This is a genomic window from Aquamicrobium segne, assembly GCF_042656785.1.
Lineage (GTDB): Bacteria > Pseudomonadota > Alphaproteobacteria > Rhizobiales > Rhizobiaceae > Mesorhizobium > Mesorhizobium segne.
Genome location: NZ_JBHSLL010000010.1, coordinates 109,364 through 134,705 on the forward strand (window position 1 = coordinate 109,364; position 25,342 = coordinate 134,705).

Annotated in this window: 27 protein-coding genes and 1 pseudogene; 20 read left to right on the forward strand and 8 right to left on the reverse strand. The window is 55.9% G+C overall.

The features are described 5' to 3' along the window. Nucleotides 1–7: 7 nt before the first annotated feature. The 3 genes from ACFPLB_RS02480 to nadE are packed head-to-tail and all read left to right on the forward strand — an operon-like array spanning nucleotide 8 to nucleotide 2,858. Nucleotides 8–271 (forward strand): acyl carrier protein, encoded by a 264-nt coding sequence (locus ACFPLB_RS02480; protein ID WP_378227677.1) that lies wholly within the window; start codon nucleotides 8–10, stop codon nucleotides 269–271. 53 nt (nucleotides 272–324) lie between these two features. Then, complete coding sequence (locus ACFPLB_RS02485; protein WP_378227678.1) at nucleotides 325–1,878, forward strand: class I adenylate-forming enzyme family protein; 1,554 nt, start codon at nucleotides 325–327, stop codon at nucleotides 1,876–1,878. After that, nucleotides 1,875–2,858 (forward strand): NAD(+) synthase, encoded by a 984-nt coding sequence (gene nadE, locus ACFPLB_RS02490; RefSeq protein ID WP_378227680.1) that lies wholly within the window; start codon nucleotides 1,875–1,877, stop codon nucleotides 2,856–2,858. Before ACFPLB_RS02485 ends, nadE begins: the two co-directional genes overlap by 4 nt. Here nadE and ACFPLB_RS02495 read toward each other — a convergent pair. After that, nucleotides 2,851–3,966: a hypothetical protein gene (locus tag ACFPLB_RS02495; protein WP_378227681.1), complete on the reverse strand. Its 1,116-nt coding sequence runs from the start codon at nucleotides 3,964–3,966 to the stop codon at nucleotides 2,851–2,853. The genes nadE and ACFPLB_RS02495 overlap by 8 nt on opposite strands. Further along, nucleotides 3,963–4,685: a N5-glutamine methyltransferase family protein gene (locus tag ACFPLB_RS02500; protein WP_378227682.1), complete on the reverse strand. Its 723-nt coding sequence runs from the start codon at nucleotides 4,683–4,685 to the stop codon at nucleotides 3,963–3,965. The genes ACFPLB_RS02495 and ACFPLB_RS02500 overlap by 4 nt, the downstream gene beginning before the upstream one ends. Before the next feature lie 141 nt (nucleotides 4,686–4,826). Here ACFPLB_RS02500 and ACFPLB_RS02505 point away from each other — a divergent pair, with 141 nt between their 5' ends. After that, nucleotides 4,827–5,597, forward strand: coding sequence for an SDR family NAD(P)-dependent oxidoreductase (locus tag ACFPLB_RS02505; RefSeq protein WP_378227683.1), 771 nt, complete (start codon nucleotides 4,827–4,829; stop codon nucleotides 5,595–5,597). Between the two features lie 50 nt (nucleotides 5,598–5,647). Here the strand turns inward: ACFPLB_RS02505 and ACFPLB_RS02510 are convergent, their stop codons facing one another. Both ACFPLB_RS02510 and ACFPLB_RS02515 read right to left on the reverse strand, forming a co-directional pair. Next, the gene (locus ACFPLB_RS02510; protein ID WP_378227684.1) at nucleotides 5,648–6,679 is read right to left on the reverse strand and encodes a four-carbon acid sugar kinase family protein; all 1,032 of its coding nucleotides are present in this window, start codon (nucleotides 6,677–6,679) and stop codon (nucleotides 5,648–5,650) included. Then, nucleotides 6,676–7,461: a DeoR/GlpR family DNA-binding transcription regulator gene (locus tag ACFPLB_RS02515; protein WP_378227685.1), complete on the reverse strand. Its 786-nt coding sequence runs from the start codon at nucleotides 7,459–7,461 to the stop codon at nucleotides 6,676–6,678. Before ACFPLB_RS02515 ends, ACFPLB_RS02510 begins: the two co-directional genes overlap by 4 nt. A 173-nt stretch (nucleotides 7,462–7,634) precedes the next feature. Here ACFPLB_RS02515 and ACFPLB_RS02520 point away from each other — a divergent pair, with 173 nt between their 5' ends. The 10 genes from ACFPLB_RS02520 (at nucleotide 7,635) to ACFPLB_RS02565 (ending at nucleotide 19,469) form a co-directional block, all read left to right on the forward strand. Then, a complete protein-coding gene (locus ACFPLB_RS02520) occupies nucleotides 7,635–8,690 on the forward strand; it encodes an ABC transporter substrate-binding protein (protein WP_378227686.1) in 1,056 nt (351 codons plus the stop codon). 92 nt (nucleotides 8,691–8,782) lie between these two features. Next, nucleotides 8,783–10,237, forward strand: coding sequence for a sugar ABC transporter ATP-binding protein (locus ACFPLB_RS02525; RefSeq protein WP_378227687.1), 1,455 nt, complete (start codon nucleotides 8,783–8,785; stop codon nucleotides 10,235–10,237). After that, nucleotides 10,225–11,193: an ABC transporter permease gene (locus ACFPLB_RS02530; protein WP_378227688.1), complete on the forward strand. Its 969-nt coding sequence runs from the start codon at nucleotides 10,225–10,227 to the stop codon at nucleotides 11,191–11,193. Before ACFPLB_RS02525 ends, ACFPLB_RS02530 begins: the two co-directional genes overlap by 13 nt. A gap of 7 nt (nucleotides 11,194–11,200) precedes the next feature. Further along, entirely contained in the window at nucleotides 11,201–12,238 is a 1,038-nt protein-coding gene (gene pdxA / locus ACFPLB_RS02535) for a 4-hydroxythreonine-4-phosphate dehydrogenase PdxA (protein WP_378227689.1), read from the forward strand. A gap of 4 nt (nucleotides 12,239–12,242) precedes the next feature. After that, a complete protein-coding gene (gene aldA, locus ACFPLB_RS02540; RefSeq protein ID WP_378227691.1) occupies nucleotides 12,243–13,724 on the forward strand; it encodes an aldehyde dehydrogenase in 1,482 nt (493 codons plus the stop codon). Between the two features lie 414 nt (nucleotides 13,725–14,138). Further along, the gene (locus ACFPLB_RS02545; protein WP_378227692.1) at nucleotides 14,139–15,734 is read left to right on the forward strand and encodes an ABC transporter substrate-binding protein; all 1,596 of its coding nucleotides are present in this window, start codon (nucleotides 14,139–14,141) and stop codon (nucleotides 15,732–15,734) included. A gap of 137 nt (nucleotides 15,735–15,871) precedes the next feature. Beyond that, nucleotides 15,872–16,876, forward strand: a complete 1,005-nt coding sequence (locus ACFPLB_RS02550; protein WP_378227694.1) for an ABC transporter permease subunit — start codon at nucleotides 15,872–15,874, stop codon at nucleotides 16,874–16,876. Nucleotides 16,877–16,888: 12 nt separating this feature from the next. Then, nucleotides 16,889–17,797: an ABC transporter permease subunit gene (locus ACFPLB_RS02555; protein WP_378227696.1), complete on the forward strand. Its 909-nt coding sequence runs from the start codon at nucleotides 16,889–16,891 to the stop codon at nucleotides 17,795–17,797. Next, nucleotides 17,797–18,645, forward strand: a complete 849-nt coding sequence (locus tag ACFPLB_RS02560) for an ABC transporter ATP-binding protein (protein ID WP_378227715.1) — start codon at nucleotides 17,797–17,799, stop codon at nucleotides 18,643–18,645. The genes ACFPLB_RS02555 and ACFPLB_RS02560 overlap by 1 nt, the downstream gene beginning before the upstream one ends. Beyond that, on the forward strand, nucleotides 18,642–19,469 hold the full coding sequence (locus tag ACFPLB_RS02565) for a dipeptide ABC transporter ATP-binding protein (protein ID WP_378227698.1): 828 nt from the start codon (nucleotides 18,642–18,644) through the stop codon (nucleotides 19,467–19,469). The genes ACFPLB_RS02560 and ACFPLB_RS02565 overlap by 4 nt, the downstream gene beginning before the upstream one ends. Nucleotides 19,470–19,594: 125 nt before the next feature. Here ACFPLB_RS02565 and ACFPLB_RS02570 read toward each other — a convergent pair whose 3' ends face one another. Continuing rightward, on the reverse strand, nucleotides 19,595–20,395 hold the full coding sequence (locus ACFPLB_RS02570; RefSeq protein WP_378227699.1) for a M55 family metallopeptidase: 801 nt from the start codon (nucleotides 20,393–20,395) through the stop codon (nucleotides 19,595–19,597). Between the two features lie 171 nt (nucleotides 20,396–20,566). Continuing rightward, entirely contained in the window at nucleotides 20,567–21,418 is an 852-nt protein-coding gene (locus ACFPLB_RS02575) for a D-amino-acid transaminase (protein ID WP_378227701.1), read from the reverse strand. 163 nt (nucleotides 21,419–21,581) lie between these two features. On the opposite strand from ACFPLB_RS02575, the gene ACFPLB_RS02580 reads away from it, so the two are divergent. Continuing rightward, on the forward strand, nucleotides 21,582–21,788 hold the full coding sequence (locus ACFPLB_RS02580; RefSeq protein ID WP_378227703.1) for a hypothetical protein: 207 nt from the start codon (nucleotides 21,582–21,584) through the stop codon (nucleotides 21,786–21,788). Next, nucleotides 21,788–22,495, forward strand: coding sequence for a lipoyl protein ligase domain-containing protein (locus ACFPLB_RS02585; RefSeq protein WP_378227705.1), 708 nt, complete (start codon nucleotides 21,788–21,790; stop codon nucleotides 22,493–22,495). Before ACFPLB_RS02580 ends, ACFPLB_RS02585 begins: the two co-directional genes overlap by 1 nt. Here ACFPLB_RS02585 and ACFPLB_RS02590 read toward each other — a convergent pair. Next, the gene (locus tag ACFPLB_RS02590; RefSeq protein WP_378227707.1) at nucleotides 22,485–22,688 is read right to left on the reverse strand and encodes a YdcH family protein; all 204 of its coding nucleotides are present in this window, start codon (nucleotides 22,686–22,688) and stop codon (nucleotides 22,485–22,487) included. The two genes, ACFPLB_RS02585 and ACFPLB_RS02590, sit on opposite strands and share 11 nt — an antisense overlap. 242 nt (nucleotides 22,689–22,930) lie before the next feature. On the opposite strand from ACFPLB_RS02590, the gene ACFPLB_RS02595 reads away from it, so the two are divergent. Next, nucleotides 22,931–23,110 (forward strand): YdcH family protein, encoded by a 180-nt coding sequence (locus tag ACFPLB_RS02595; RefSeq protein ID WP_378227716.1) that lies wholly within the window; start codon nucleotides 22,931–22,933, stop codon nucleotides 23,108–23,110. A 189-nt stretch (nucleotides 23,111–23,299) separates the two neighbouring features. On the opposite strand, the pseudogene ACFPLB_RS02600 reads toward ACFPLB_RS02595, so the two are convergent. Continuing rightward, a pseudogene (locus ACFPLB_RS02600) lies at nucleotides 23,300–23,446 on the reverse strand (IS3 family transposase); the annotation flags it as partial. Here ACFPLB_RS02600 and ACFPLB_RS02605 point away from each other — a divergent pair. The 3 genes from ACFPLB_RS02605 to ACFPLB_RS02615 all read left to right on the forward strand — a co-directional run bounded on the left by ACFPLB_RS02605 (nucleotide 23,388) and on the right by ACFPLB_RS02615 (nucleotide 25,279). Then, nucleotides 23,388–23,639 (forward strand): hypothetical protein, encoded by a 252-nt coding sequence (locus ACFPLB_RS02605; protein WP_378227708.1) that lies wholly within the window; start codon nucleotides 23,388–23,390, stop codon nucleotides 23,637–23,639. The pseudogene ACFPLB_RS02600 and the gene ACFPLB_RS02605 overlap by 59 nt on opposite strands. 190 nt (nucleotides 23,640–23,829) lie before the next feature. Then, a complete protein-coding gene (locus tag ACFPLB_RS02610) occupies nucleotides 23,830–24,243 on the forward strand; it encodes a glycosyltransferase family 25 protein (protein ID WP_378227710.1) in 414 nt (137 codons plus the stop codon). Between the two features lie 88 nt (nucleotides 24,244–24,331). Next, a complete protein-coding gene (locus ACFPLB_RS02615) occupies nucleotides 24,332–25,279 on the forward strand; it encodes a DUF707 domain-containing protein (protein WP_378227711.1) in 948 nt (315 codons plus the stop codon). Nucleotides 25,280–25,342 lie beyond the last annotated feature (63 nt).

Sequence of the window (25,342 nt, forward strand, 5' to 3'; positions counted from 1 at the left end):
AGAGTATATGAGTGAGACCATCAGCACCGCAGTTCGTAACTTTATTGCCGAAACATTTTTATTCGGCGATGCAGCCAGTGTTCCGGCAGATGATGCCTCGCTGATCGACAACGGAATTATCGACTCCACTGCTGTTCTGGAACTGGTCGGCTTTATCGAGGAACAGTTTAAGATTACTGTTGGCGATGCCGATATCGTGCCTGCCAATCTGGATTCGATCGCCAGTATCTCGGCCTTCGTTCAGTCAAAGGTAAAAACGCTGGCTTCCTGAAGCATTTTGCCGCCAGAAGCAAAAGCCAATGGTAAAGGGGCAGGGGAAGACACTTGCGTATTGAACAATTCCTGATCAGCAATGCTGAACGGCAGGCAGACAAGACAGCGCTGGTTATGGCTGATCAGCGCTTTACCTATGCGCAGCTCAACGATTTGTCTGATCGCCTTGCCGCCACACTTGCCGACAATGGCGTTCAGCGCAATGACCGCGTTCTGGTCTTCATGGACAATTGCTGGGAAGCGGTGGTTTCGATTTTTGCCATCCTCAAGGCAGGAGCCGTCTTCAGCCCGATCAACGCCTCAACCAAGGCCGACAAGCTGGCTTTCATCGTGGCAGACTGCGAGCCTGCCGCCATTTTGACACTGGCAAGGCTGATGCCGGTGGTGACAGAGGCATTGGGTGAGCAAAGCGACATCTTTGTCGCCTCCACACAAAGGCCGGATGGCCAGTGCCCGCCGCAAGCTGTTTCTCTGGCGCAATGCCTGATGAGTGAAGCGCGCAAGATAGAGCATGGCGGCATTGATATTGACCTTGCCATGCTGATCTATACATCCGGCTCCACCGGGCGGCCCAAGGGTGTGATGATGACACATCGCAATTGCGATGCTGCGGCCGCCTCCATCACCACCTATCTGGAAAACACGCCAGACGACATCATCCTCAACGTGTTGCCACTGGCTTTTGACTATGGGCTTTACCAGTTGCTGATGTCGGTGCGGCTTGGCGCTACCTTGGTGTTGGAAAAATCATTCGCCTTTCCGCAGGCAATTTTTGAGCGTGTCCGCAAAGAGCGTGTGACCGGCTTGCCGCTGGTGCCGACCATGGCCGCCATGATCATGCAGATGCGCGATCTTCAGCCCGGTTTCTTGCACACATTGCGTTATGTCACCAATACGGCTGCGGCCTTGCCAGTCAGCCATATTGAGCGCTTGCAGGCCTTGTTGCCGGGTGTTCAGCTTTATTCCATGTATGGGCTGACGGAATGCAAACGCTGTACCTATCTGCCGCCGGAGCAACTGGGCGTTCGTCCCGATTCGGTCGGCATCGCCATTCCCAACACGGAAGCCTTTGTCATCGATGATGACGGCAATCGCGCCCGCCCCGGTGAGGTTGGTGAACTGATCATCCGCGGCCCGCATGTTATGCAGGGCTATTGGCGCAACGATACCGAGACACGGCGTGTCTTGCGGCCCGACCCGGTCTCAAAGCTCAATCCGGCGGAAAGAGTGCTCTATACGGGTGATCTGTTTCGGGCTGACGAAGAGGGCTTTTTATATTTTGTCGGCCGCAAGGACGACATCATCAAGACACGCGGTGAAAAAGTGGCGCCCAAGGAAGTGGAGGCTGTGCTTCACGCCCATGAAGCCATTGCCGAGGCCGTTGTCGTGGGCTTGCCCGACCCTGTGCTGGGGCAGGCTATTTCTGCTTTTGTCGTGCGCAGTGACCCCGCTTTAAGCGAAAAAGAAGTCATCCGGCACTGCGCGCGCCATCTGGAGGATTTCATGGTGCCCAAATCCATTGAATTTTGTCTGGAACTGCCAAAGACGGATACGGGCAAGGTCAGTCGTCGGCTGGCGGCTGAACTGGCGGAGGCAAAAGCATGACTTTGCAAAATACAGATGATCTGCTGGCGCTGGATGCAGAAGCAGAAATTGAGCGCACTGCAGCAAGCCTGCGTGGACAATTACGCACCATGCGCAAGCGCGGCCTTGTGCTTGGCCTTTCCGGCGGTATTGATTCAAGCGTGTCTCTGGGTCTGGCGGTGCGCGCCGTTGGCCGCCAGAATGTGCTGGGCATTTTCATGCCTGAAGATGATTCAGACCCTGAAAGCCTGCGGCTTGGCCGTCTTGTCGCCGAGACTTTTGGCGTTGAGGCGGTGGTGGAGGATATTGGCCCCGGTTTGCGCGCCATGGGCTGCTATGAGCGCCGCGATGCTCTTATTCGAGAACTGGTGCCCGATTATGGGCCTGGCTGGGCTTCCAAGATCGTCATTGTCAATGCGCTGGAGGGGGACAGCTTTAATATCTCGTCGCTTGTCGTTCAGGACCCGCAAGGCAATCAACAAAGACTGCGTATGCCCGCCGCCACCTATCTGGGCATTGTGGCTGCCACCAATATGAAACAGCGCACCCGCAAGCAGCTTGAATATTACCATGCCGACCGGCTCAATTTTGCCGTTGTCGGCACGCCTAACCGGCTCGAATATGATCAGGGGTTCTTCGTCAAGAATGGTGATGGCGCGGCTGACGTCAAGCCGATAGCCCATCTTTACAAGACGCAGGTTTATGCGCTTGCCAAGGCGCTTGGCATCCCCGAAGACATCACAAGCCGGCCACCGACCACCGACACCTATTCACTGCCGCAAACACAGGAAGAGTTTTATTTTTCTCTACCCTATGATCGTATGGATCTGTGCCTTTATGGCCTTAATCATGGCATTTCCGCTGACAGGATCGGGCAGGCGGCCGGATTAAGCGTGGCGCAGGTGGAGCGCGTCTGGCAAGATATTGCTGCCAAACGCCGGGCCACGCGCTATCTGCATCTTGGACCCCAGCTTGTGGCGCCAGTTGAGGAAGTCAGTTGAAGCGCCCTTCAATCAATCGGCACCATTGTTCACCGGCAATGCCGTTCAAGAAGGCTTGCTGATCCGTCATGGCCTTCAGCAGTTCGGCATCACGGGAATGAACAACAGTTGAGGTTGCGTGCACAAAAGCAATGCGCCGCCCCAGCATCGCATCCAGCAAATTTGGCTGAACCCGCCCCCGCAAACCGACCAGACCGCGCTTTGCGGCATCGTCAATCAGGCCGTCAATCACCACGCCCGCCTGGCCGGGCAGGGCGATAATCTGCAAAACCGAGCCGATCGCACCTGGTTTGGCATAATAGGCAAAGGCGCCGATCGGGCGGCCGTTTGGTGACAAAACGGCACAGAAAATCAACTCACCCAGATTGGGTTTTTCGTGTGCATCCATCAAAATCCAGTCGAGATGACATTGTGCCCAATCCGGCCGGAGCGGAATGTGGCTGGTGAGCGGATCGAGTAATTTGATAAATTCGGTTTCGGAAATGTCCCGCACCGTTCCTGCCTTTTGCCCGGTGCCCCCGGGCGCCAGCGCAGGCCAGGAAAGCTGGCCAGGATCCAGACGTTTGCGCCATAAAGCATCAAACCCGCCAGCCAGAGGGCTGAACAGTCTTGCAAGTTTGATTTTTTTGCCCGCAGCCTCAAGCGTAAAGCCAGCCGGGCGGATCACGCGGATCCAGTCCAGACTGTAGGATGCCAAAGTGGCACCCCGCAAACGGGTCCACAAGCGTGTGGAAATATCATTGGCGCTCTCGCTGAAGGACAGATCCTGTGGTCCGTCAAAAAAGGCTTTCAGCAGCCTTGCGCCTGCCAGAGGATCGCGGTCCCGGTCTTTTGACATCAGCGTTCCGCAGACCGCAGCTTGCAGCTTGCGCCCATGGAAGGTCATTGGCAGCATATGGACGCCAATGAAGCCGGAAATTTTTCCCTCGTCATTCAGATAAACGAGTGAATGCGCGCCGCCGCCGCAAAAGGGGGCGTCGAGAAACAGGTGGCGCAAATAATCAACCAGAGAAGCAGGCGGCGGGCCTGCCTGATTGCGCAACACCTGCTGGAACATGGCGGCGATAGCTGCAATGTCGCCCGCTTCAACAATACGAACCTGGCTCAAACATCTGCTCCTGAAGTCGTTGCAACTCCATTGCGCCGGGTGACGGCTGTTTGTGATGTTGTGCCGGTTCCTTCAAAGGAAGGCGGGTCATAAGATTTTGTGCGGGCCAGCAAGGATGTGACCAGCCGCTCCTGTCCCGCACCCAGTTCAAACAGGAGCCAGCCATCTGGTTTCAGATAATCGACAGCCTCCCTGACCAGCCGCTGCAGAATGGAAATCCCGTAAGGGCCGCCGTCAAAAGCCTCATGAGGCTCGTTTTTTAGAAGATGGGCGCTTTCATTGGCAAGACGTGAGGAGGAAATATAAGGCGGGTTGCACACTACCATATCGAGTTTCCCGGCCAGATCGTCGGCTGCAATGGCTTCAAACAAATCGCCTTGCCGGACCAGAACCCGGTCTGCCATTGCATGATGCTGAATGTTTTTTTGAGCAAGGGCAACCGTGCTGTCGGTCAGGTCGGCGGCCCATATTCTGGCTGTCGGGCAGTGATGGGCAATGCCTGCTGCCAGATTGCCTGAACCGCAGCACATATCGACAACAAGCGGGCTGTGTTGCATCGACCCCAAAATGTCAACCGCACGGTAGCCAAGCAATTCGGTTTCGCGGCGCGGCAGCAAAACATCAGGCCCCAGGAAAAGATCGACGCCCATGAAGCGACAGATGGATGGTCGATTGTCATCGTCTGTCTTGCCAGAATAATTGCGTTGTCCTTCTGGCAATTGTTGCCTCCCTATAGCATTTTACAGCCGGATAGAATCATCCGTGCCGCATCAATGCGGCTAAACAAGAGCCTAGATTATTTTATCCATTCTTCCATGAAAATAAAAATGACCTGGCGTCAGCTCTAAGGAATACAGGTAATGACCCTGAAATTGCCCCGCACCCCATCTTTTCGTCTGGATGGCCGTACTGCACTTGTTGTTGGTGCATCTTCCGGGATCGGTCAGGCTGCCGCCGTGGCGCTTGCACAAGCCGGTGCGCAGGTGGTGCTTGCCGCACGCTCCATTGACAGGCTTGAACTGACGGTTGCGACGCTGAAGGAACTGGGGCTTGAAGCTTCCGCCCTTGCTCTTGATGTCGGGGATGTGGAGGCGATGGAGGCAAGGCTTTCATCACTTCCTGCCTTTGACATTCTGGTCAATAGCGCCGGGCTTGCCCGGCATGGGCCCGCGCTGGAGACGACATTTGCAGATTTTGATGCTGTGGCGTCGATCAATCTGCGCGGCGCCTATTTTCTGACGCGCAGTGTTGCCCGGCGTCTGATCGAGGCCGGGAAGCCTGGATCGTTGATCAATATCTCTTCCCAGATGGCCCATGTTGGTGGCATTGACCGGGCCGTCTATAGCGCCACGAAACATGCGGTTGAAGGGTTTACGAAATCCATGGCGATCGAATGGGGCGGCTATGGCATCCGGGTAAATACCATCTGTCCGACTTTTATCAGAACCCCGCTTGCCGAGCAGACATTTTCCAATCCGGAGCGGGTCCGGTGGATCGAGGAAAAAATCAAGCTCGGCCGTATTGGTGAGCTTGAAGACATTATGGGGCCGGTGACATTTCTTGCCTCGGACGCCTCGGCAATGATTACGGGAACGGCCTTGATGGTCGATGGAGGCTGGACTGCTGGCTGAGCATTTTGCAGCCAGATGGCATCATCTGGCGTCGCATAAATGCGGCTAGCTCATGCGCCTGAACAAAATGTGCGCAACAGATCGGGTGCGCCAAACCCTCCGGATTTGGTGACGATCACCGTTCCCGACAGACGCCCGCCGACAAGGCGTGAAAGCGGCAGGCCCGGCCCGATTTCGCCCAGACAATCAAGCGCTTCGGCATGAAGGGCGGCAAGCACGGTGGTCAAGCTGTCACCGCCCGTAATGAAAATGGCGCTGTCATCTCGTGGTGGGGACAGGCGCTCAAGCGCGCGTTCGATATATGAGCGCGTTTCCTTTCCATCCCGGCTATAGGGCACCGGATCAAGAAGCAGGGGGGCTTGCCCATCTGGCGTAAATGCGCCTTCCTTTGGCGCTGGCATGGTCAATCCGGCCAGTGCCTGCACTTGTGCGCGTGTGGCCGGGTGGCTTGTCCCTAAAATGAACAGGCCGATGCGGGGGACTTTCAAAAATGGGGTGGCAGGACAAAGAGCTTGCGCCAATCCGCGGCTGCCTGCCCATAACATATGGGGCTGGCCGCGCTGGCCAAGGGCTGCGGCCTGCAATTGTTCAGGCGTTTCGCTGTCGGGAATGGTGATGTCGAGACCGGGGGCTATTGCGGGGATCAATGCCGCAAAGGCCTTATGCAGATTTCCCGCAGGCGCAACAACCCATTCTCCCGATGCGCTGCGGATGAATTGTTGTCCGGCGCGCGTTATCCGGCCCATTTCGGGAAAGGCAGGTGCAAACAGGCAATGGCTGAATTGACCGGCCTGCGCCATTTCAAGCGTTTCGACAAGGCTGTTGCCGCGCAACACGCTGTCTACTTTCTTGAACCAGAGCGTGTTTTCGTCACTTCCGGCCTGCAATTCCTGAAAGGCTGCCGCCACCCGCTTGCGGGCTTCTTCTTCGGGCAGGTCGCGGCTTTCTGTGCTGAAAGCGGCTGGATAATTTCCCGGTTGTTTCAAGGATAACAACACCCTTACCGGGGTTTGTGTGCTGGCGAAGGGGGCTGCAGCATCAAGTGCGCCGGTCATATCATCGGCAATCAGGCGCAATGTCATGCAGGCTCCCTCATGTCTGGCGCAATATCGACCTGCATTCCGTTGCGCCCTAAAATGGCTTGTTTTTCTGCGGCAAGCCGGGTGTCGGTAATCAGGTGATGAACGTCGCTGACCTGACCGAAACTGTAAAAAGCCCGGTCAAAAATCTTGGAACTGTCAGCCAGAAGCACCGGGCGGTCAGATGCGGAAATGATGGTGCGCTTCAATTCGCCCAGTTCAAGCGATGTGTCAGACATTTCCTCTTCGGAAAGCGCATGGGTGCCAACCAGGGCAAGATCGGTGCGCAGGCGGCGTATATATTGCACCGTATCGGCCCCCAGCAATGTGCTGGTGCCGGGGCGCACCGTGCCGCTGGCAACCAGCACCTGAATGATGGGGCTGTCGGAAAGAATGCCTGCAATTGTGAAATCATTTGTCACGGCCGTAAAACGGATATTGCGCTGACGGGCGGCGCGCGCTGCGGCAGATGTGGTGGTGCCACTGTCCAGAAAGACAGTCTGGCCGGGCTGGATCAGTGCGGCGGCACGGCTGCCGATAGCGGATTTGGCGTCACTTTCGAGCTCTGAAGCAATTTCGCGATCAAGCTCGATACCGCGCCGACCCTCATTGAGGACGGCGCCCCCATGTGTGCGCTCCAGATGCCCCTGTTCGCACAGATAATCGACATCGCGCCGCAGCGTCGAGACGGAGACGCCGACCGCCTCAGACATTTCTTTCAGCCCCGCCGCGCCGTCGCGACGTAACAATTCGATGATGCGCGCGCGCCTTAATGCTGGCAGCATTGTGGATACTCCCGTTGCCGCACAATCTTCCTGAAACACCAAAACATTGCAATATGCTTCATAAAATTCCGCAAAAAATAAATTAACTTCCAATTCATTCCATAATGTGCCAGAAAATCGACAAGGTGGCAAAATCAAACCGCACACCGGCAATTATGGAGGAATACCCAATCATGTGGAAATATCTCAAGGGTGCTCTTGTGGGCGCTGTAAGTCTTGTGGCCGCTGGCGCAGCATGGGCGGAAAATCCCAATATCGGCGTCATCGTTCCCACGCTGGATGCGCAGTTCTGGAATTCCTATGCCGACTTCATGAAGAAGGGCGCGGATGAGCTGGGCGTCAATCTTGTTGTGCTCAATGCCGATAACAAGCCCGACCAGATGATCAAGGGTCTGGAAGATCTGGTGGCGCAAGGTGTTGATGGCATCATCTACACGCCTTACTGGGCAACTGCCACGCCTGGCCTGACGCTGGCCAAGCAGGCCGATATTCCGGTCATCCTCACGGACAGCTATGCTGATTTTGATCCGCAAGACGCCCTGTTTCCGAATTATCTGGCATTTGTCGGCCCGTCCGACCGCGATGCCGGCAAGCAGATGGGCGAAGCCCTTTTTGCCAAGCTTGAGCCTGCCGAAGATGGCAAGAAATACATAGCTGTCGTCAATGGCACGGCTGGCACTTCGGTTGCAATCGACCGCCGCGCCGGGTTGCAGGATGCGCTGGATGCACATCCTGATGTGGTTGTCGTCGGCGAAGTTGACGGCAATTTCGTGCGTGATACATCGCAGACCGTGTTTGAAAGCCTCTGGCAGGGCAATCCCAATGTGCAGGGCGTGTGGGCTGCCAATGGTGGCACCGCCACCGGCGTGATTGCCGCCATCACCAGCGCTGGCAAGAAGCCGGGTGAAGATGTCATCGTCGTCGGCATGGACCTGAACCCTGAAAATGTTGACGCCGTGGAAAATGGCGAATTGCTCTTTGATATTGGTGGCCACTGGCTGCAGGGCGGCTTTGCGCTGGTCATGATGTATGATCATTTGAAGGGTCATGAGGTTCCCGCAGACAAGGCCAATGTGAAGCTGGGGCTTTTGCCTTTGACCCAGGATCGCGTCGCCAAGTTCCGCGCCGATTTCCCCGGCGGCGTGCCGGTCTATGACTTCAAGGCGCATTCGCGTGCTTATAATCCGGAAGCTCAGACCGCTGTTTTCGAGATGAAGTACAGCGACTGATTTTGCCTTGTGGCGGAAGGCTAGAAAGCCTTCCGCCTTTTCATGAATGATTGCGAGGTATTTACCCCGTGCTTTCTGCTCACGAGATCAGCATGTCCTTTGGCGCTTCCCATGCGCTGCGCGGCGTCTCGGCGGATTTTCATTCCGGCGAGGTGGTTGCGCTGGTCGGGGAAAATGGCGCTGGAAAGTCCACCCTGCTCAAGGTGATGGCTTCTGTCATCCGGCGCACAAGCGGGCAGGCGACGCTGGATGGCAAGCCCTACGCGCCACAAAATCAGCGCGAGGCTGAAAAGGCCGGTGTTGCGCTGGTCTTTCAGGAATTGAACGTCAATTATTGCCTGTCCATTGCTGAAAACATCATGCTGGGTCGGTTGCGCGATTACCGGCGTTTCGGCCTGATCGACTGGCCGCGCCTGCAACGCGAAGCTCAAAGCGTACTTGATCGCATCGGCGCAGATTTCAAGGTGGACGACGAGATTGAAAAACTTGATCTGGGGCAGGTCAAGACCATTGAGGTTGCCCGCGCCTTGGCGACCAATCCGCGTTTTATCTTTTTTGACGAAAGCACGGCCTTTCTCAACCGGCGCGAATCGGCGCGGTTGATGAATGTCATCCGTGAGTTGAAATCCCAGGGCATCGGCATTGCTTTTGTGTCGCATCACATGCACGAGGTTTTTGGCATTTCCGATCGCCTGATCGTACTCAAGGACGGGGCGTTGGTGGGTAGTTGGCCCACAGAACAGATGACATCTGATCATCTGGCTGAATTGATGGTCGGGCGCGAAATGGTCGGTGGCCTGTTCCCGCCCAAGGCTGAAGACGCAGCCCGCAAGACACGTATCGAAATGAAGGGCGTAGTCTCGTCTTCAGGCGTTGGTCCAGTCGATCTTGTGCTTGGCAGCGGCGAAATTGTCGGCATTGGCGGGCTGAAAGGCTCTGGCGGTGAAGCCATTCTAGAGGTTCTGGCCGGTGTTGAGAAAATTGATGCAGGTGAAATACGTCTCGATGGCGAGATTTACCGGCCTGCCAGTCCGCGGGCCGCATGGGCGTCCAAAGTTGCCCATTTGCCCGGCGACCGCACCGGCGAAGGCGTCATTACGGAATTTTCCGTTCTTGAAAACATCACGCTGGCGGAGCGCCCCAGCCGTGCGGCAGGCATGGTTGATCATGCCCGCATGACCGAGCTTAGCAATGAGCAGATCCGCCTGCTTGGCATCAAGACAGCCGGGCCGGAAGCGCCTGTCAGCTCATTGTCGGGCGGCAATATGCAAAAAGTCGTTCTCGGCAAATGTCTGGCCACCGCGCCCGGCATTTTGCTGCTCAACAACCCCACACGCGGGGTCGATATTGGTGCCAAGGCAGAAATTTACCGGGTTATTCGCAAGTTGGCCAATGAAGGGCTGGCGGTTCTCATGGTCAGCGAAGACCTGCATGAACTGCTGGGTCTGTCAGATCGTGTGATCGTCACCCGCAATGGTCAGCTTTCACAATCCTTTGATCGTAACGCGCATCCAAATGAAGAAGAGGTAGTCAAATGGATGATGTGAGCCGCAAGCCGGAGGTGGCCCAGCCTCTTCTGACACGTTTCAGACAATGGTTTCCCATCGGGCTGCTGGTTGTGCTTTGCCTTGGCTTTGCACTGACCTCCGAACGCTTTTTGAGCGTCAGCAATCTGCTGATCATTCTCCAGCAAAGTGTCGTTTTGCTGGTTGCAGCGGTCGCCATGACCTTTGTTGTCGTCAATGGTTCGATTGATCTGTCGGTTGGCTCCATCGTGGCACTGTCAGCTTTGGCGGCAGCGGCGCTGGCTGGCGATATGGGCGTGTGGGCCATTTTCCCCGCCATTGGTGTTGGTCTGCTTTGCGGGCTGGTCAATGGCTTGCTGTTTTCCTACGGCAAGATCCCGTCCTTTATCGTGACGCTTGGCACAATGGTGATTTTCCGGGGTCTGGTGCTGCTTTATACCAAGGGCGCCCCGGTTTCGATTGCCGACCGGGATTTTCTGCTCCTGTATACCGGCCGCACCATGGGCATCCCCAATACGGTGCTGATTGCCGTGGTGGCCACAATTATTGCCGCCATTATCTTCAATCACACGGTCTTTGGCCGTGAAGTGCGTGCAGTGGGCGGCGGTGAAAAAGTTGCCCTGCTTTCCGGCATCCGGGTCAACAGGATCAAACTTGGCGTATTTGTGCTGTGCGGCACGCTGTGCGGCCTTGCCGGGCTGTTGCAGGCTTCACGCACCATGGCTGCCACCGCACAATTGGCGCAAGGTCTGGAACTGGATGTGATTGCAGCCGTGGTTGTGGGTGGCACGCCGCTCACCGGCGGTATCGGGCGCATTCGCGGCACGGTTTTGGGTGTGCTGATCATTGCCATCCTGTCCAACGGCATGAACATGACCGGCGTTGATCCCTATCTGCAGAATATCTTGAAGGGGCTGGTTTTGATCGCCGCTGTTTTCCTGACGATCGACCGTTCCAAAATTTCCATTATCAAGTGAGGCTCTGGTGAAACGTCCCGTACTTGCCATAACCATCGGCGACCCGGCCGGCATCGGACCGGAGATTACCCTCAAGGCAATCGAAAGCCTGAAGGGGCGCATGGCTGAAGGAGAATTTGCACTGGTTGCGGTCGGTAATCCCGAGGCGCTGCAACAGGCAGCCTCCGTCCTGTCTTTGCCCGTTCCGCCGGTGATTGGCGAAAATGAGCTTGAAGGTCTTGAGGGCGCGGCGATTCTGCCGACGCCTGCGCCTGAAAAGAAAATTTCCTGGGGCCAGATTTCACCTGAAGGCGGCGAACAGGCCTATCAGGCGGTCGCCATTGCCACGCGCCTTGCCCTGGCTAAAAAAATAGCCGGGATCGTTACCGCCCCGCTCAATAAGGAAGCGCTGCATCTGGCCGGGCATGATTATGCGGGCCACACCGAATTGCTGGCTGATCTGACCGGTGTAAAGGGCAGCGTCATGATGCTGGCGCATGGTGATTTTCGCGTTACCCATGTGTCCACCCATTGCGCGTTGGAAGATGTGCCAAAGCGCGCAACGGCTGAGCGCATTTCGCATGTCATTGACTTGACGCTCGCCACGCTTCGCAAAATGGGAATTTCAGCCCCGCGCATTGCTGTGGCTGCCCTTAACCCCCATGCGGGTGAAGGCGGCATTTTTGGCCGCCACGATATTGATGTGACCGAACCTTTGGTGCGCAATTATGTGGCGCGTGGTGAAAAACTGTTTGGGCCGGTGCCCGGCGATACGGTTTTCGTCAAGCTGCGCGGTGGCGATTATGATGCCGTTGTTGCCATGTATCATGATCAGGGTCACATTCCCGTCAAGCTGCTGGGCTTTACGGTTGATCCTGAAACCGGGCGCTGGACAGCGCTGAACGGCGTCAATGTCACCCTTGGCCTGCCGATCATCCGCACATCTGTTGATCATGGAACGGCTTTCGACATTGCCGGTAAAGGGCTGGCCGACGCCACCAGCCTTGTTGAGGCAGTAGATTATGCATTGCAGCTTGCCGCGCCTGCGGCAGCTCTTGAGGAGTGAAGCGATGAGCGATTTCAGCAAGATGTGGATTGATGGACAATGGACGACCGGCGAAGCGGGAACGCGCGCTGTTCTTAATCCGTCCAATGGCAAGGTGATTGCCGAGGTGCCGGAGGCAAGTGCCGAGCAGGCGCAAGCCGCAATTGCGGCTGCCAAGGCTGCACAGCCAGCCTGGGCTGCCCTGTCACCGCTTGAGCGCGGCAAGATCATGCACCGGATTGCGGCGCTGATCCGCGATCATGCCGAGCCTTTGGCAAAACTGATCGTGCAAGAGCAGGGCAAGACGATTTCCGAAGCCCGCGGTGAAGCGGGCGGCGCTGCCGAATTTTTCACCTATTTTGCCGAGTTTGCGCGCCGTATTCAGGGTGAAATCCTGCCGTCGGATGCAGCCGGTGAGCAAATCTGGATTCAGCGCGTTCCGGTTGGCGTGGTCGCTGGCATTATTCCCTGGAACTATCCGGCAGCACTGGTCAGCCGCAAAATTGCACCAGCCATGATTGCGGGCAACACGATTGTCCTGAAGCCGCATGAGGAAACTCCGCTGTCGGCGCTTTATATGGCAAGGCTGTTTGAAGAAGCCGGTGTTCCCCCCGGCATCATCAATATCGTAACCGGCGCAGGTGCAACTGTAGGCGGAGCGCTGACATCCAGCCCCGATATCGGCCTCATCACCATGACCGGCTCGGTTCCGACCGGAAAGCGCATCATGGAAACAGCCGCCGCCAATCTGGTTCCGGTTTCGCTTGAACTGGGCGGCAAGGCGCCGTTCATCGTCATGGATGATGCCGATCTGGATCTGGCTGTGCCTTCGGCCATCACCTCACGCTTCATGAATTGCGGGCAGGTCTGCATCTGTAATGAGCGGTTGCTCGTTCATGAAGCTGTCTATGATGAATTTGTCCGCCGTTTCATCGAGGCGACAAAGGCGTTGAATGTGGGTGATCCGATGCTCGACAGCACGGATATTGGCCCCAAGGTCTCAGTTGCGGAACTGGAAAAGGTGGAACGCATCACCGAGGCTGCGATTGCAGAAGGCGCAACGCCCCTGCTGCGGGGCGGGCGTCCTGAAACAGCACCGGTTGAGGGTGGCAACTGGCTGCTGCCAACCATTTTGGGCGACATCACCACAGATATGGCGATCATGCATGATGAAATTTTTGGCCCGGTCATTCCGGTGATGAAGATTTCCTCGTTTGAAGAAGCGATGACCATCGCCAATGACAGCGATTATGGGCTTTCAGCCTATATTTTCACCAATGATTTTACCCGAATCATGCAGGCCGTGCAGGATGTCCGCTTTGGTGAGATCTATATCAACCGCATTGGGCCGGAAGCATTGCAGGGCTATCATACCGGCTACCGCAATTCCGGACCGGGTGGCGATGACGGCATTCACGGGCTGGATTCTTACCTGCTCAAGAAGACCGTTTATGTCAATTATTCGGGCAAATCGCCTGTTGGCCTGATGCCCTGGGACGGGCGTTAAAGCATGATCCCGGAAAAGTTGCAGACTTTTCGGATAAGATCATGCGTATAAACAAAAAGCATTTTGCAGCCAGATGTTTTCATCTGGCGGCACACAAATATGACTAAAAATTAAAATGCCGTGCGTCCAACAGGACGCGCGGCATTTTTGCCTGAGCCTTGCCGGGGTTTTTTACCGTTCTGATTCCACAATATCCTGAGTGATCGGGCAGTCTTTGCCCGCCTGCGTTACAAAGAACCGAAAATACCATGTGCAGCTTTTGTACAATTGCCAGAAAGGGCCAATGAAAGAAATTTTATTCCGCTCAAAATGCAGTAGGTCGAGAAACAGTTTCAAACCAGTCAAAACGGTGCTTATATGCCGTTCTTCACCGGGCTGATTACGCGGCCCGGGATTAAATCCAGGGAGACCTCAATGACCAAGAAACTGACATTTGCAGCCGCATTGCTGGCTGCAACCGTCATGGGCGGAGCAGCCAACGCGAAAACTTTCGTTTATTGTTCTGAAGGTTCGCCGGAAGGTTTTGATCCGGGCATGTATACTTCCGGCACCACTTTCGATGCTGCCGGTCATACGGTTTACAACCGTCTGCTTGAATTTACGCCGGGCACGACAGAGACAGAAGCCGGTCTTGCCGAAAGCTGGGAAATTTCTGACGACGGGCTTGTCTACACCTTCAAGCTACGTCCGGGCGTCAAGTTCCAGACCACCGAATTCTTTACCCCTACACGCGACCTCAATGCCGATGACGTGGTGTTTTCTTTTGAGCGCCAGCTCAACAAGGACAATCCCTGGAACCAGTATGTTGCTGGCGCTTCCTGGGAATATGCTGAAGGCATGGGCTTCCCGACCCTGATCAAATCGGTTGAGAAGACGGATGACAACACCGTCACCATCACGCTGAACCAGCCCGAAGCTCCGTTCCTGGCCAATCTCGCCATGCCTTTCATGTCGATTGTTTCCAAGGAATATGCTGACAAGCTGGAAGCTGAAAACAAGAAGGAGCAGCTCAACCAGATGCCCGTTGGCACTGGCCCCTTCACCTTTGTCGCCTATCAGCAGGATGCCGTGATCCGTTACAAGGCCAATCCCGACTATTGGGGCGGTGCGCAAAAGATTGACGATCTGGTGTTTGCCATCACCACGGATGCAGCCGTGCGCTATCAGAAGCTCAAGGCTGGCGAATGCCACCTGATGCCATTCCCGAACGCTGCCGATGTGGAGGCCATGAAGGCCGACCCGAACCTGAAAGTGCTGGAGCAGGAAGGCCTCAACATTGCCTATCTTGCCTACAACACCTTGCAGGAGCCATTCGACAAGCCGGAAGTGCGCAAGGCGCTCAATATGGCCATCAACAAGCAGGCCATCATCGATGCCGTGTTCCAGGGTGCCGCCACCCCGGCCAAGAACCCGATCCCGCCGACCATGTGGTCTTACAATGAGGCCATCCAGGACGATCCTTACGATCCGGATGCTGCCAAGAAGATGCTGGAAGAGGCTGGCGTTCAGGACCTGTCGATGAAGGTGTGGGCAATGCCGGTTTCGCGGCCCTACATGCTCAATGCGCGTCGTGCGGCAGAACTGATCCAGTCCGACTTTGCCAAGGTCGGCGTCAAGGTTGAGATCGTGTCTTATGAATGGGCCGAATATCTTGATCGCGCCAAGGCCAAGGACCGCGACGGTGCTGTCATACTTGGCTGGACCGGCGACAATGGTGACCCAGACAACTTCCTGCACACGCTGCTTGGCTGTGAGGCTGTTGGCGGCAACAACCGCGCACAGTGGTGCAATGAAGAGTTCAACGACCTGGTTCTGAAGGCCAAGGCAACCACCGATCATGATGAGCGCGTCAAGCTCTATGAAGAGGCTCAGGTCGTCTTCAAGCGCGAAGCTCCATGGGCCACACTTGACCACTCGCTGTCGATTGTGCCGATGCGCAAGGGTGTTGAAGGCTTCCATCAGAGCCCGCTGGGTGACTTCTCCTTCGACGGCGTTGATCTCGTCGAATAAGAACAGCCGATAAAACAGGGCGTCCGCATCGCGGACGCCCTTGATCTTAGAGCATTTCAGGCTTGTCCATTGGCCCTTGAATAATGCTGCAAAGCTCTTTGGAGCGTATATTTCAAAGAGCAACACGAAGGTCCGCCATGCTTCGTTTTCTATTTGGACGGCTCGCCGTTTTGATCCCGACCTTTCTTGGGGTCTCCATTATCGCCTTTTCATTCATCAGGCTGCTTCCGGGTGATCCTGTTGCGCTGCTTTCGGGCGAGCGCGTCATGTCGCCTGAACGCCATGCTGAAATCACGCGCCAGCTTGGGCTCGACCGCTCTTTGCCTGTTCAGTATCTCGATTATATCGGCGGTGTGCTGACCGGCGATTTCGGCACGTCTATTGTTACTAAAAAGCCGATTCTCGATCAGTTTTTTGCGCTGTTTCCGGCAACGCTTGAATTGTCGCTTTGCGCCATCATCATTGCTGTGGTTATCGGCATTCCGGCCGGAATTTTTGCAGCCATGAAGCGCGGCTCCTTTTTTGATCAGTCGGTGATGGGGGTTGCCCTTGTCGGCTATTCGATGCCGATTTTCTGGTGGGGTCTTTTGCTCATCATCCTGTTTGCCGGCATCCTGCAATGGACCCCGGTATCGGGTCGCATTTCCCTGATGTATTTTTTCCCGCCGGTCACCGGCTTCATGCTGATTGACTCGCTGTTGTCGGGCCAGAGCGGGGCGTTCAAATCCGCCGTCAGTCACCTGATCCTGCCCTCCATTGTGCTCAGCACCATTCCGCTGGCGGTGATTGCGCGCCAGACGCGCTCGGCCATGCTGGAAGTTTTAGGCGAGGATTATGTGCGCACGGCGCGCGCCAAGGGCCTTTCCGCCTTTCGTGTCATCGGCATCCATTCGCTGCGCAACGCCATGATCCCGGTCATCACCACGATCGGCCTTCAGGTGGGGGTGCTGATGGCGGGTGCGATCCTGACGGAAACCATTTTTTCATGGCCGGGTATCGGCAAATGGATGGTCGATTCGGTCTTTCGCCGTGACTATGCGGTGATTCAGGGCGGGTTGCTGCTGATCGCCGCCATCATCATGGTGGTCAATCTGGTCGTGGATATTCTCTATGGCCTCATCAATCCGCGTATCCGGCACTAGGGGAAGGGTGACATGACCGATACAACAAGTGCCACCGGGGTCGGAACCGATCCATCACGCCGCGCCCGTTTTGCCGAATTCTGGTTTTATTTTTCTGAAAACCGTGGCGCCGTTATCGGCCTTTGGGTCTTTATCGGATTGGTGATCCTTGCCCTTCTGGCGCCATGGATTGCCCCTTATGCGCCTGCCGAACAGTTCCGCGATGCGGTGCTGGTGCCACCGGCATGGGAGGAGGGCGGAAGTTCGGCCTTCCTGCTTGGCACCGATCCTGTGGGGCGTGACATGCTTTCGCGCCTGATTTACGGCACCCGCTATTCGCTGTTCATCGGCACCATTGTGACTGCGCTGGCGCTGACCAGCGGCATCATTGTCGGTGTCATTGCCGGTTATTTCCGCGGCTGGGTCGATACGGTGATTATGCGCATCATGGACATTATTCTGGCCTTTCCGTCCCTGCTTCTGGCGCTGGTGCTGGTGGCGGTTCTGGGACCGGGCCTGACCAATGCCATGATTGCCATTGCGCTGGTGTTGCAGCCGCATTTCGTGCGCCTGACTCGCGCTGCGGTCATGGCTGAGAAGAACCGCGACTATGTTGTGGCGGCCAAGGTGGCCGGTGCTGGCCACATGCGGCTGATGTTTAAAACCATCCTGCCCAATTGCCTTGCGCCGCTGATCGTGCAGGGCACGCTTTCCTTCTCCAACGCCATTCTCGATGCCGCAGCCCTTGGCTTCCTTGGCATGGGCGCACAGCCGCCAACACCTGAATGGGGAACCATGCTGGCAGAAGCGCGTGAGTTCATCATGCGCGCCTGGTGGGTTGTCACCTTCCCCGGCATTGCCATCCTCGTCACCGTTCTTGCCATCAATCTGGTTGGCGACGGCCTGCGCGATGCGCTTGATCCCAAGTTGAAGAGGTCATGATGCCGCTTCTTGAAATCAAAAACCTCACTGTCTCTTTCGAGACATCCACCGGCCCTTTCATGGCCGTACAGGGCATTGATCTGTCGGTTGAGCCGGGCGAAGTTCTGGCCATTGTCGGCGAATCCGGTTCCGGCAAGTCAGTAGCCATGCTGGCTGTCATGGGGCTTTTGCCCAAGACGGCTACAGTGCGCGCCGACCATATGGCTTTTGATGGTATCGACCTGACCAGTCTTGACCCTGCCCGACGCCGCAAAATCGTCGGCAAGGACATTTCAATGATCTTTCAGGAGCCGGTCGCCAGCCTCAATCCGTGCTTTACGGTCGGCTTCCAGATCGAGGAAGTGCTGCGTTTTCATATGGGCATGGGCAAGGCTGCGCGTCGCGCCCGCGCCATTGAACTGTTTACGCTGGTTGGTATTCCCGATCCTGAGCAGCGGCTTGGCTCTTATCCGCACCAGATGTCAGGTGGCCAGTGCCAGCGGGTGATGATCGCCATGGCCATTGCCTGCAATCCGAAACTGCTGATTGCCGATGAACCCACCACGGCGCTTGATGTGACGATCCAGAAGCAGATCCTTGATCTTTTGATGCAGCTTCAGATCGAGAATGGCATGGGGCTGATCATGATCACCCACAATATGGGTGTGGTGGCCGAAACGGCGGACCGCGTTATCGTGCAATATCGGGGCCGCAAGATGGAGGAGGCCGACGTGCTTTCCCTGTTTGAAAATCCGCAAAGCAACTATACCCGCGCCCTGCTTTCGGCGCTGCCCGACAATGCTGTCGGCGACCGGCTGCCGACAATTTCCGACATGATGTTTGAACCTGCACCGGGGGTCGCCAGATGACCATTATCGTTGAAGGCAAGGACATCAAGCGCGACTATCATGTGCGCGGCGGACTGTTTACACCGGCGCGCACGGTTCATGCGGTCAAGGGCGTGTCTTTCAGTGTCGAAAAAGGCAAGACGCTGGCCATTGTCGGTGAAAGCGGCTGCGGCAAGTCTACGCTGGCGCGCATCATCACGCTGATTGATCCGGCAACTGCCGGTGAATTGTTTATTGAAGGCCACAAGATCGACATTGCCAAAGAGGCTCTGACCCATGAACTGCGCCGCAAGGTGCAGATCGTGTTCCAGAACCCTTATGGCTCGCTCAACCCGCGCCAGAAGATCGGTGACATTTTGTGTGAGCCGCTGATCATCAACACCGATGTCAAGGCAGATGAGCGGCGCGAGCGGGCCATGGCCATGCTCAAGAAGGTCGGTCTTGGTCCTGAACATTACAATCGTTATCCGCACATGTTTTCCGGTGGCCAGCGTCAGCGCATTGCCATTGCCCGCGCCTTGATGCTCAACCCTTCATTGCTGGTGCTTGATGAGCCGGTTTCCGCGCTTGACCTTTCCGTGCAGGCACAGGTGCTCAATCTGCTGGCCGATTTGCAGGACGAGTTTGGCCTGACCTATATCTTTATCAGCCATGATCTTTCAGTGGTGCGCTATATCGCCGATGAGGTGATGGTGATGTATTTCGGCGAGGCTGTGGAATATGGCTCACGCGATGAGGTGTTTTCCAACCCCAAACACAGCTATACCCGCACGCTTTTTGCCGCGACCCCACGCGCCGATATTGCCAGCATCAAGGAGCGGTTGGCCCGCAAGAACGCTGCCTGAAGCATTTTGTGAGTACAGATGGAATCATCTGGCGTCGCATAAATGCGACTAAAACAAGAGCTTAGATCATTTCATCTGTTTTTTGTAAAAACAAGAAATGATCTAAAATATCGTGGGTACTGCGCTCAGGAGTTCATGAAGCGCAGCGCCCGCTGGATTTCAAAGAAATCGCTGGCAGTGAAAGCCACGGCCCGTGGACCGTGGGATTTTGCGCCCGGATACCACGAGGCGCGATAGGCATCGACGGGATTGTTATATTCAACCACAACCTCAAACTGCTCTGGCAGGGTCACAGGCGCAGGCAGGCTGGCGCCAGACAGGGCCTTTTCAACGCCCTCACTGATGGCGATGCGTGCGGCTGCCGGGCTGATGGCGCGTGAAGCCGCGCCAAAGCCTTGCAGGGTCTCCACCGTGGCAATGCCCGGCACCATGGTGCGCGCCTCGGCACAAATGCCCGCATCGCCCGCAATAAAGGCGACCGGCACCTTGTAGCGGGCCGCACATAAAGCATTCATGGTAAATTCCGAGGCCACTTCGCCATTCAAGATGAGACGTGAAATCCGCAGATTGGATGTATGGGCAAGGGGGTTGTCTTCCGTCCCGGCCTTGGAGTGATAGCCGGTGCAAAGGGCAGCCTGAAAGCTGGCGTCCAGCCCGAACATCATGGAATCGGGGTGGCCGGGCCAGCCTCGGATAATGCTGGCATAGGCCGGCAAGGGATCAAGCATAAGGTTGCGGCCGGTGTCATGCGCATCCTTGATAAGGATTTCAGTTGCACCGGCAGCACGTGCGCCTTCGCAAGCGGCCAGAACCTCGGCGGTCATCAGGGCGCGAAACTCGGCATAATCGGCATGGCCGTGTTCGGCTTCGTTCCAGTTCAATATGCCAGCGGTGCCTTCAATATCGGCTGAAATAAAGATTTTCATGATCGCTTAGAGCATTTTCGGTGAAAACAGGATCACCTCTAACGCTCTATCCCTTTGTTTTACGCAATTTCGGACGCAAAATCGTTTCACACTTTTGCTGAAAATGCTCTAACCTCTTGTTTTAGCCGCATTTCTGCGACGTCAGATGTAACCATCTGACTGCAAAATGCTCTAGCTCTTGCTTGCGGTTACCGTATCAAGATAAATTTTCTGGAGACGGCGTGTTAACGGGCCGGGCTGGCCATTGCCGATGATCTGCTGGTCAATGCGTACCACAGGCGTCACGAAACCGGATGCCGAGGTTAAAAAGGCTTCTGCCGCTTCCTGGGCTTCCTGCGGTGAAAAGGCACGCTCTTCCAGCTTGATATTTTTCTCCTGACACAGGCGCATAACCGCCCGACGGGTGCAGCCGGGCAGGATTGAATGTGAATTCGGACGGGTGATGATGGTGTTGTCCGGCGTGATGATGAGGGCGCTGGCCGAAGCGCCTTCGGTGATCATTCCGTCCTGGACCAGCCACACATCGTCAAAACCTGCAGCGCGGGCTGCCTGCTTGGCCATCACCTGCCCCAGCAGCATCACCGATTTGATATCGCGGCGAACCCAGCGCGGATCGGGTGCAAGCATGACCGCAATGCCATCGGTCTGCGCTTTTGTGCCCAGCAGCTTCACTGCATTGGTAAAGGCAATGAAACTTGGTTTCATGGTGTCTGCATAAAAAAAGTCACGCTTGGCCACACCGCGGGAAATTTGCAGATAGACGATTCCTTCATCGATCTTGTTGCGGGCGATCAGTTCGCGCTGGATGGCTTCGATCTCGCTTAGCGGCATGGGCAGCGGGATATTGATTTCACCAAGCGAGCGCTGCAGGCGTTGCAGGTGCAGATCATTGTCGATCATGCGCCCGCCAAGAATGGCCGTGACCTCATAAATGGCATCGGCAAAAAGAAATCCCCGATCGAATATACTGATGCTGGCTTCATTTTCAGGCATGTAATGCCCATTACAATAAACATGCGCCATTATATCTTCTCCTAAAATTACGGCCTGTCATTACAAGAGCGCTGCACCTGTACCCTTCAATAGTAAAGATATTGGCCCCTGTCGCTTGAAAATGAAAATGATAGGCCATGGCATTTGATCGAGCCTGTGCTTATGTCCATCGCATGACAAAAACAGGAGCGTGATGATGCAGGCATCCGCCACCCCTCTGAACATCAACACGCAATGCGTTGTGGCCGGCGCTGGCCCCGGCGGGTCACGTCAGGGCGATGCGGCAAAACGCAGTGGCCTGCCAACTTTCGTCAAGGACATTGCCCGCTGGCCGGTGCTTGCACGTCTTGCTGGCCGGTTGGTCGGCATGGGTATTCGCCGGGAGTGGGTGCGGTTTTGATGGATCATGCAGATAATAAGGCGGCCGGGGTCTTGCTTCATCTTTCCTATGAGGAGGCGCTGGCGCGTGAACGGGCCATGCTGGTGGCTGAGAGCAACTCTGATCTGCGCTGGATGCTGTGGCAAACAGCCCCTTGCATCGTGGTGCCGCGCAGCCATGAAAACAATGCTGATTTTGCCGCAGCTGTCATGGCATCTGCTGCGCGCGGCTGGCCGGTTCAGACCCGCGATACGGGCGGTGGTGCTGTGGTTCAGGGCTCAGGCGTGGTTAATCTGTCCATGGTGTTTTGCATGGATGACAGTGTGAGCGACCGGATCGGCGCCAGCTACCGTATTTTATGTGAACCGGTCATGGCCATGCTGCGCTGCCGGAGCATTGAAGGGACTTACCGCGCCATTCCCGGCACCATGTGCGATGGTATTTATAATATCGTTGTCGGCGAGCAGAAACTGGCTGGCACCGCGCAGCGCTGGCGTAGTCTGGGGCGTCAAAAGCCAGGCCAATATGCCGTGCTGGCCCATCTGGCCCTGTTTGTCGATCTGGATCATGCGCAGGCGGCAAAAGCGATCAATGCGCTTTATGCCGATATGGGTGTTGAGGCGGCCATTGAAGCGACAACCCATATCAATTGGACGCAAATTGATGCCGGGTCTGTTGGTGATGTGGCCCGCGAGCTTGATGCGGCCTGCCTCGCCCTCAGGCGATAATATCGGGAATGATGCGGTCCTCAAGCGCCCGCATCCGGTCTTTCAAGGCCAGCTTTTTCTTTTTCATGCGCTGAATCTGCAAGGGGTCACAATTTGTGGCCACCATGGCATTTATCGCAGCGTCAAAATCGGTGTGATCTTGCTTCAAACGCGAAAATTCGAGGCGAATCTCAGCCTGTTCCTGCTCGGACATTCCCTACCATTTGCAAAAAGTGACGCCCCGGAAGGCTGTGGGGATCATGATAAACGGGAGTGACTGAAAAAATCACCCATCGACAAATCAATACCACAATTTGGCCAAGGGTAAAATGCAACACTTCAGGGTTCGACAATGGCTGCCGTTGATGTCACAGTGTCATGTGGCTGTCACATATTCGGGCCGATGCCATTCATGGCAATTCTAGTCGAGGAAACGATGAAAGGGAGAAATCAAACATGTCTCTTGCTTCCCATCTTGACGAACTCCAGAAAAAACACAGCGAAATTGAGCGGCAAATTGATACCGCAATGCAGCATCCTTCCACCGATGGTCTTGAAATAGTGGATCTGAAGCGCCGCAAACTGGCGATCAAGGACATGATTGAAAAGCTCAGAGAGGGCACCGCCTCCGACTGATGTCTTGTCGGTCTCTTTGAGACGCCCTGCATATTCCAGAAAATGGCTCCAGTTCATGAGGCAAGAGTGCGGTTGTGTTGCAATAGCTGACTGGAAGGGCAAAGAGGCCCTGTTGAAGGCCATTTAAGCGGCAAGAATCGTAAAACTGCCCGGCCAAGAATGGATTTGGATTGAAGGCGTATCTCGCCTGTCGTTCGCCCATTTCTGGCTCGGCCGGGCGGCACTGAAGTCGCGATCCAGCAGGTTCGGGGCTATGTTAAATGTGTGATCGCTGTCTGTGGTTGCCTTGAACTTGTATGTTCTCTCAACGACAATCCTGTTCTTACGCATCAATCGTCTGGAATCGGCCGTGCCGCCGCTGATATTTGCGGATTATCTTGGCGCTGGAGTGATCGAATTGCTTCTTCACGCCTCTCCTGAAGACGTTACCTACGCTCCCTCCGTGCCCGCGTGGGAAGACCTGCTTGCTCCAGCTGATACCAATCTTTACAAGATGGATGTATTTAATGGTATAGACACACTCGTGTAACCTGGAAGAGTGGGCCATCAACTTCCGACCCGAGAAAGATCGGTTCTGTCTTTTTGGTTTTTTTTGGAGAACAAGACTGTCGTAACCTGGAATGCCGCAGCGACGTATCTGAAATAACCATTGCCCGAAAGGTTGGTGCTTCTCAATACTTAAGTACTCTTTCGGGGATCCAGAAGGCAGTCAGGTAATTATGCCAATTCCGATTTATGTCCCGAGTCTTGTTGACGCCGCAGCACCACATGCGATCATAAATGCGGAATTTGTTCGATCCGGACTGAGTTTCGATTTTGTCGATGCGATCAATGGGCAGCGCATGACCGACGCTGACCTTAGAATTTACTATGACAGGCTGCTCAAAGACCGTAATTTCACGCGCCCCATGAGTCGAGGCGAGATCGCGTGCGCGCTGGGCCACAGGAACGCTTTCGTGCACATAATGGTCAAACTTGACAGCCGAAGGGGGACCGGCGAAACCATCGGCAGGCAGGCTGGCGTTGATCTTGTACTGACCCGCCGTTTGCCTGTACACACGACGGGCCGCCTGTTGGGCCGCCAAGCCGTCCTCGCGGTGGCGACGTCCGCAGAAAATCTACGCTACCAGTAGGCTATGGGTCTTGGGCATCTGCGGACCCGCTGAGAGTGGAACGGATGCCCGTTCTGTCCGAGTTACGCAAAACACTCATGGATCCTGAATGAAACGCACAAACCTTGTAGTCGTCCGAGCCGGCGGAAACTCGCTCCATGGTCGCTGGCTGGAATTGCCCTATGCGCAGCGCCACTATGACCTCGTCGTAAGCTATTATGACGAGGCTGCCTTCGATGCTTTCCAGTCGGCCGAAGGCGTTACCGCTGTGCTGGTCAAGGGCGGAAAATGGGACGGTCTGTTCCGAACGCTGAAAGAATTCGACCTTGACGGTTACGACTATGTCTGGCTGCCGGACGACGACATTGCTATCGCCGCTACGGACGTGAATGCGATCTTTGACCTGTGTCGGGAAAATGGACTGGCGCTCGCCCAGCCCGCCCTGTCCCGCGAGAGCTACTTCTCGCATTTCATTTTCAGTCAGTGCCCGGGGTTCCGGCTCCGCTACACCAACTATATCGAGATCATGGCGCCCTGTCTCAGCCACGCGGTTCTGTTACGGGCGCTGCCTTTCTTTCGCGATACGATGAGCGGCTTCGGCCTCGACTACATATGGTGTCGGTGGGCCGAAAGCGGTGCTTTCCGCGCCGCGATACTGGATACAGTCACCATGCATCACACGCGTCCCGTTGGCAGGGTGCTCAAAGCGGCAATGGCGAAGTCTGGAAGGCCGGCAGCAAAAGCCGAGGAACAACAGCTAAGGGATATCTTCGCTCTGGACCGGCGTATCGTACCGATTGTCTTTGCGGGCATTCTGCAAAATGGCGACCCTGTTTTCGGCCCCATCGCAACGGGAAGAAGGATGTGCCTGGCATGGTGGAAGGATCGCACTGCCTTCCGGGATACGCGCAAAGCACGGGACGGTATCTTGAAGGTTGCCCGCCGGCAGCTTACCAAGCCCCTGGACATGTCGATGCTGCATCCACAGTCCGTCCCCGGGTTCCTTCCGGAAAGCGGGGAAGGGCCGGCGGGTAGATCCGGGATTGGACCGGCCTAGGTCACATACCCATTAATTGGATTCCCAAGGCGGGCCTATTCTGATTCACTGCTTACCAGAGCA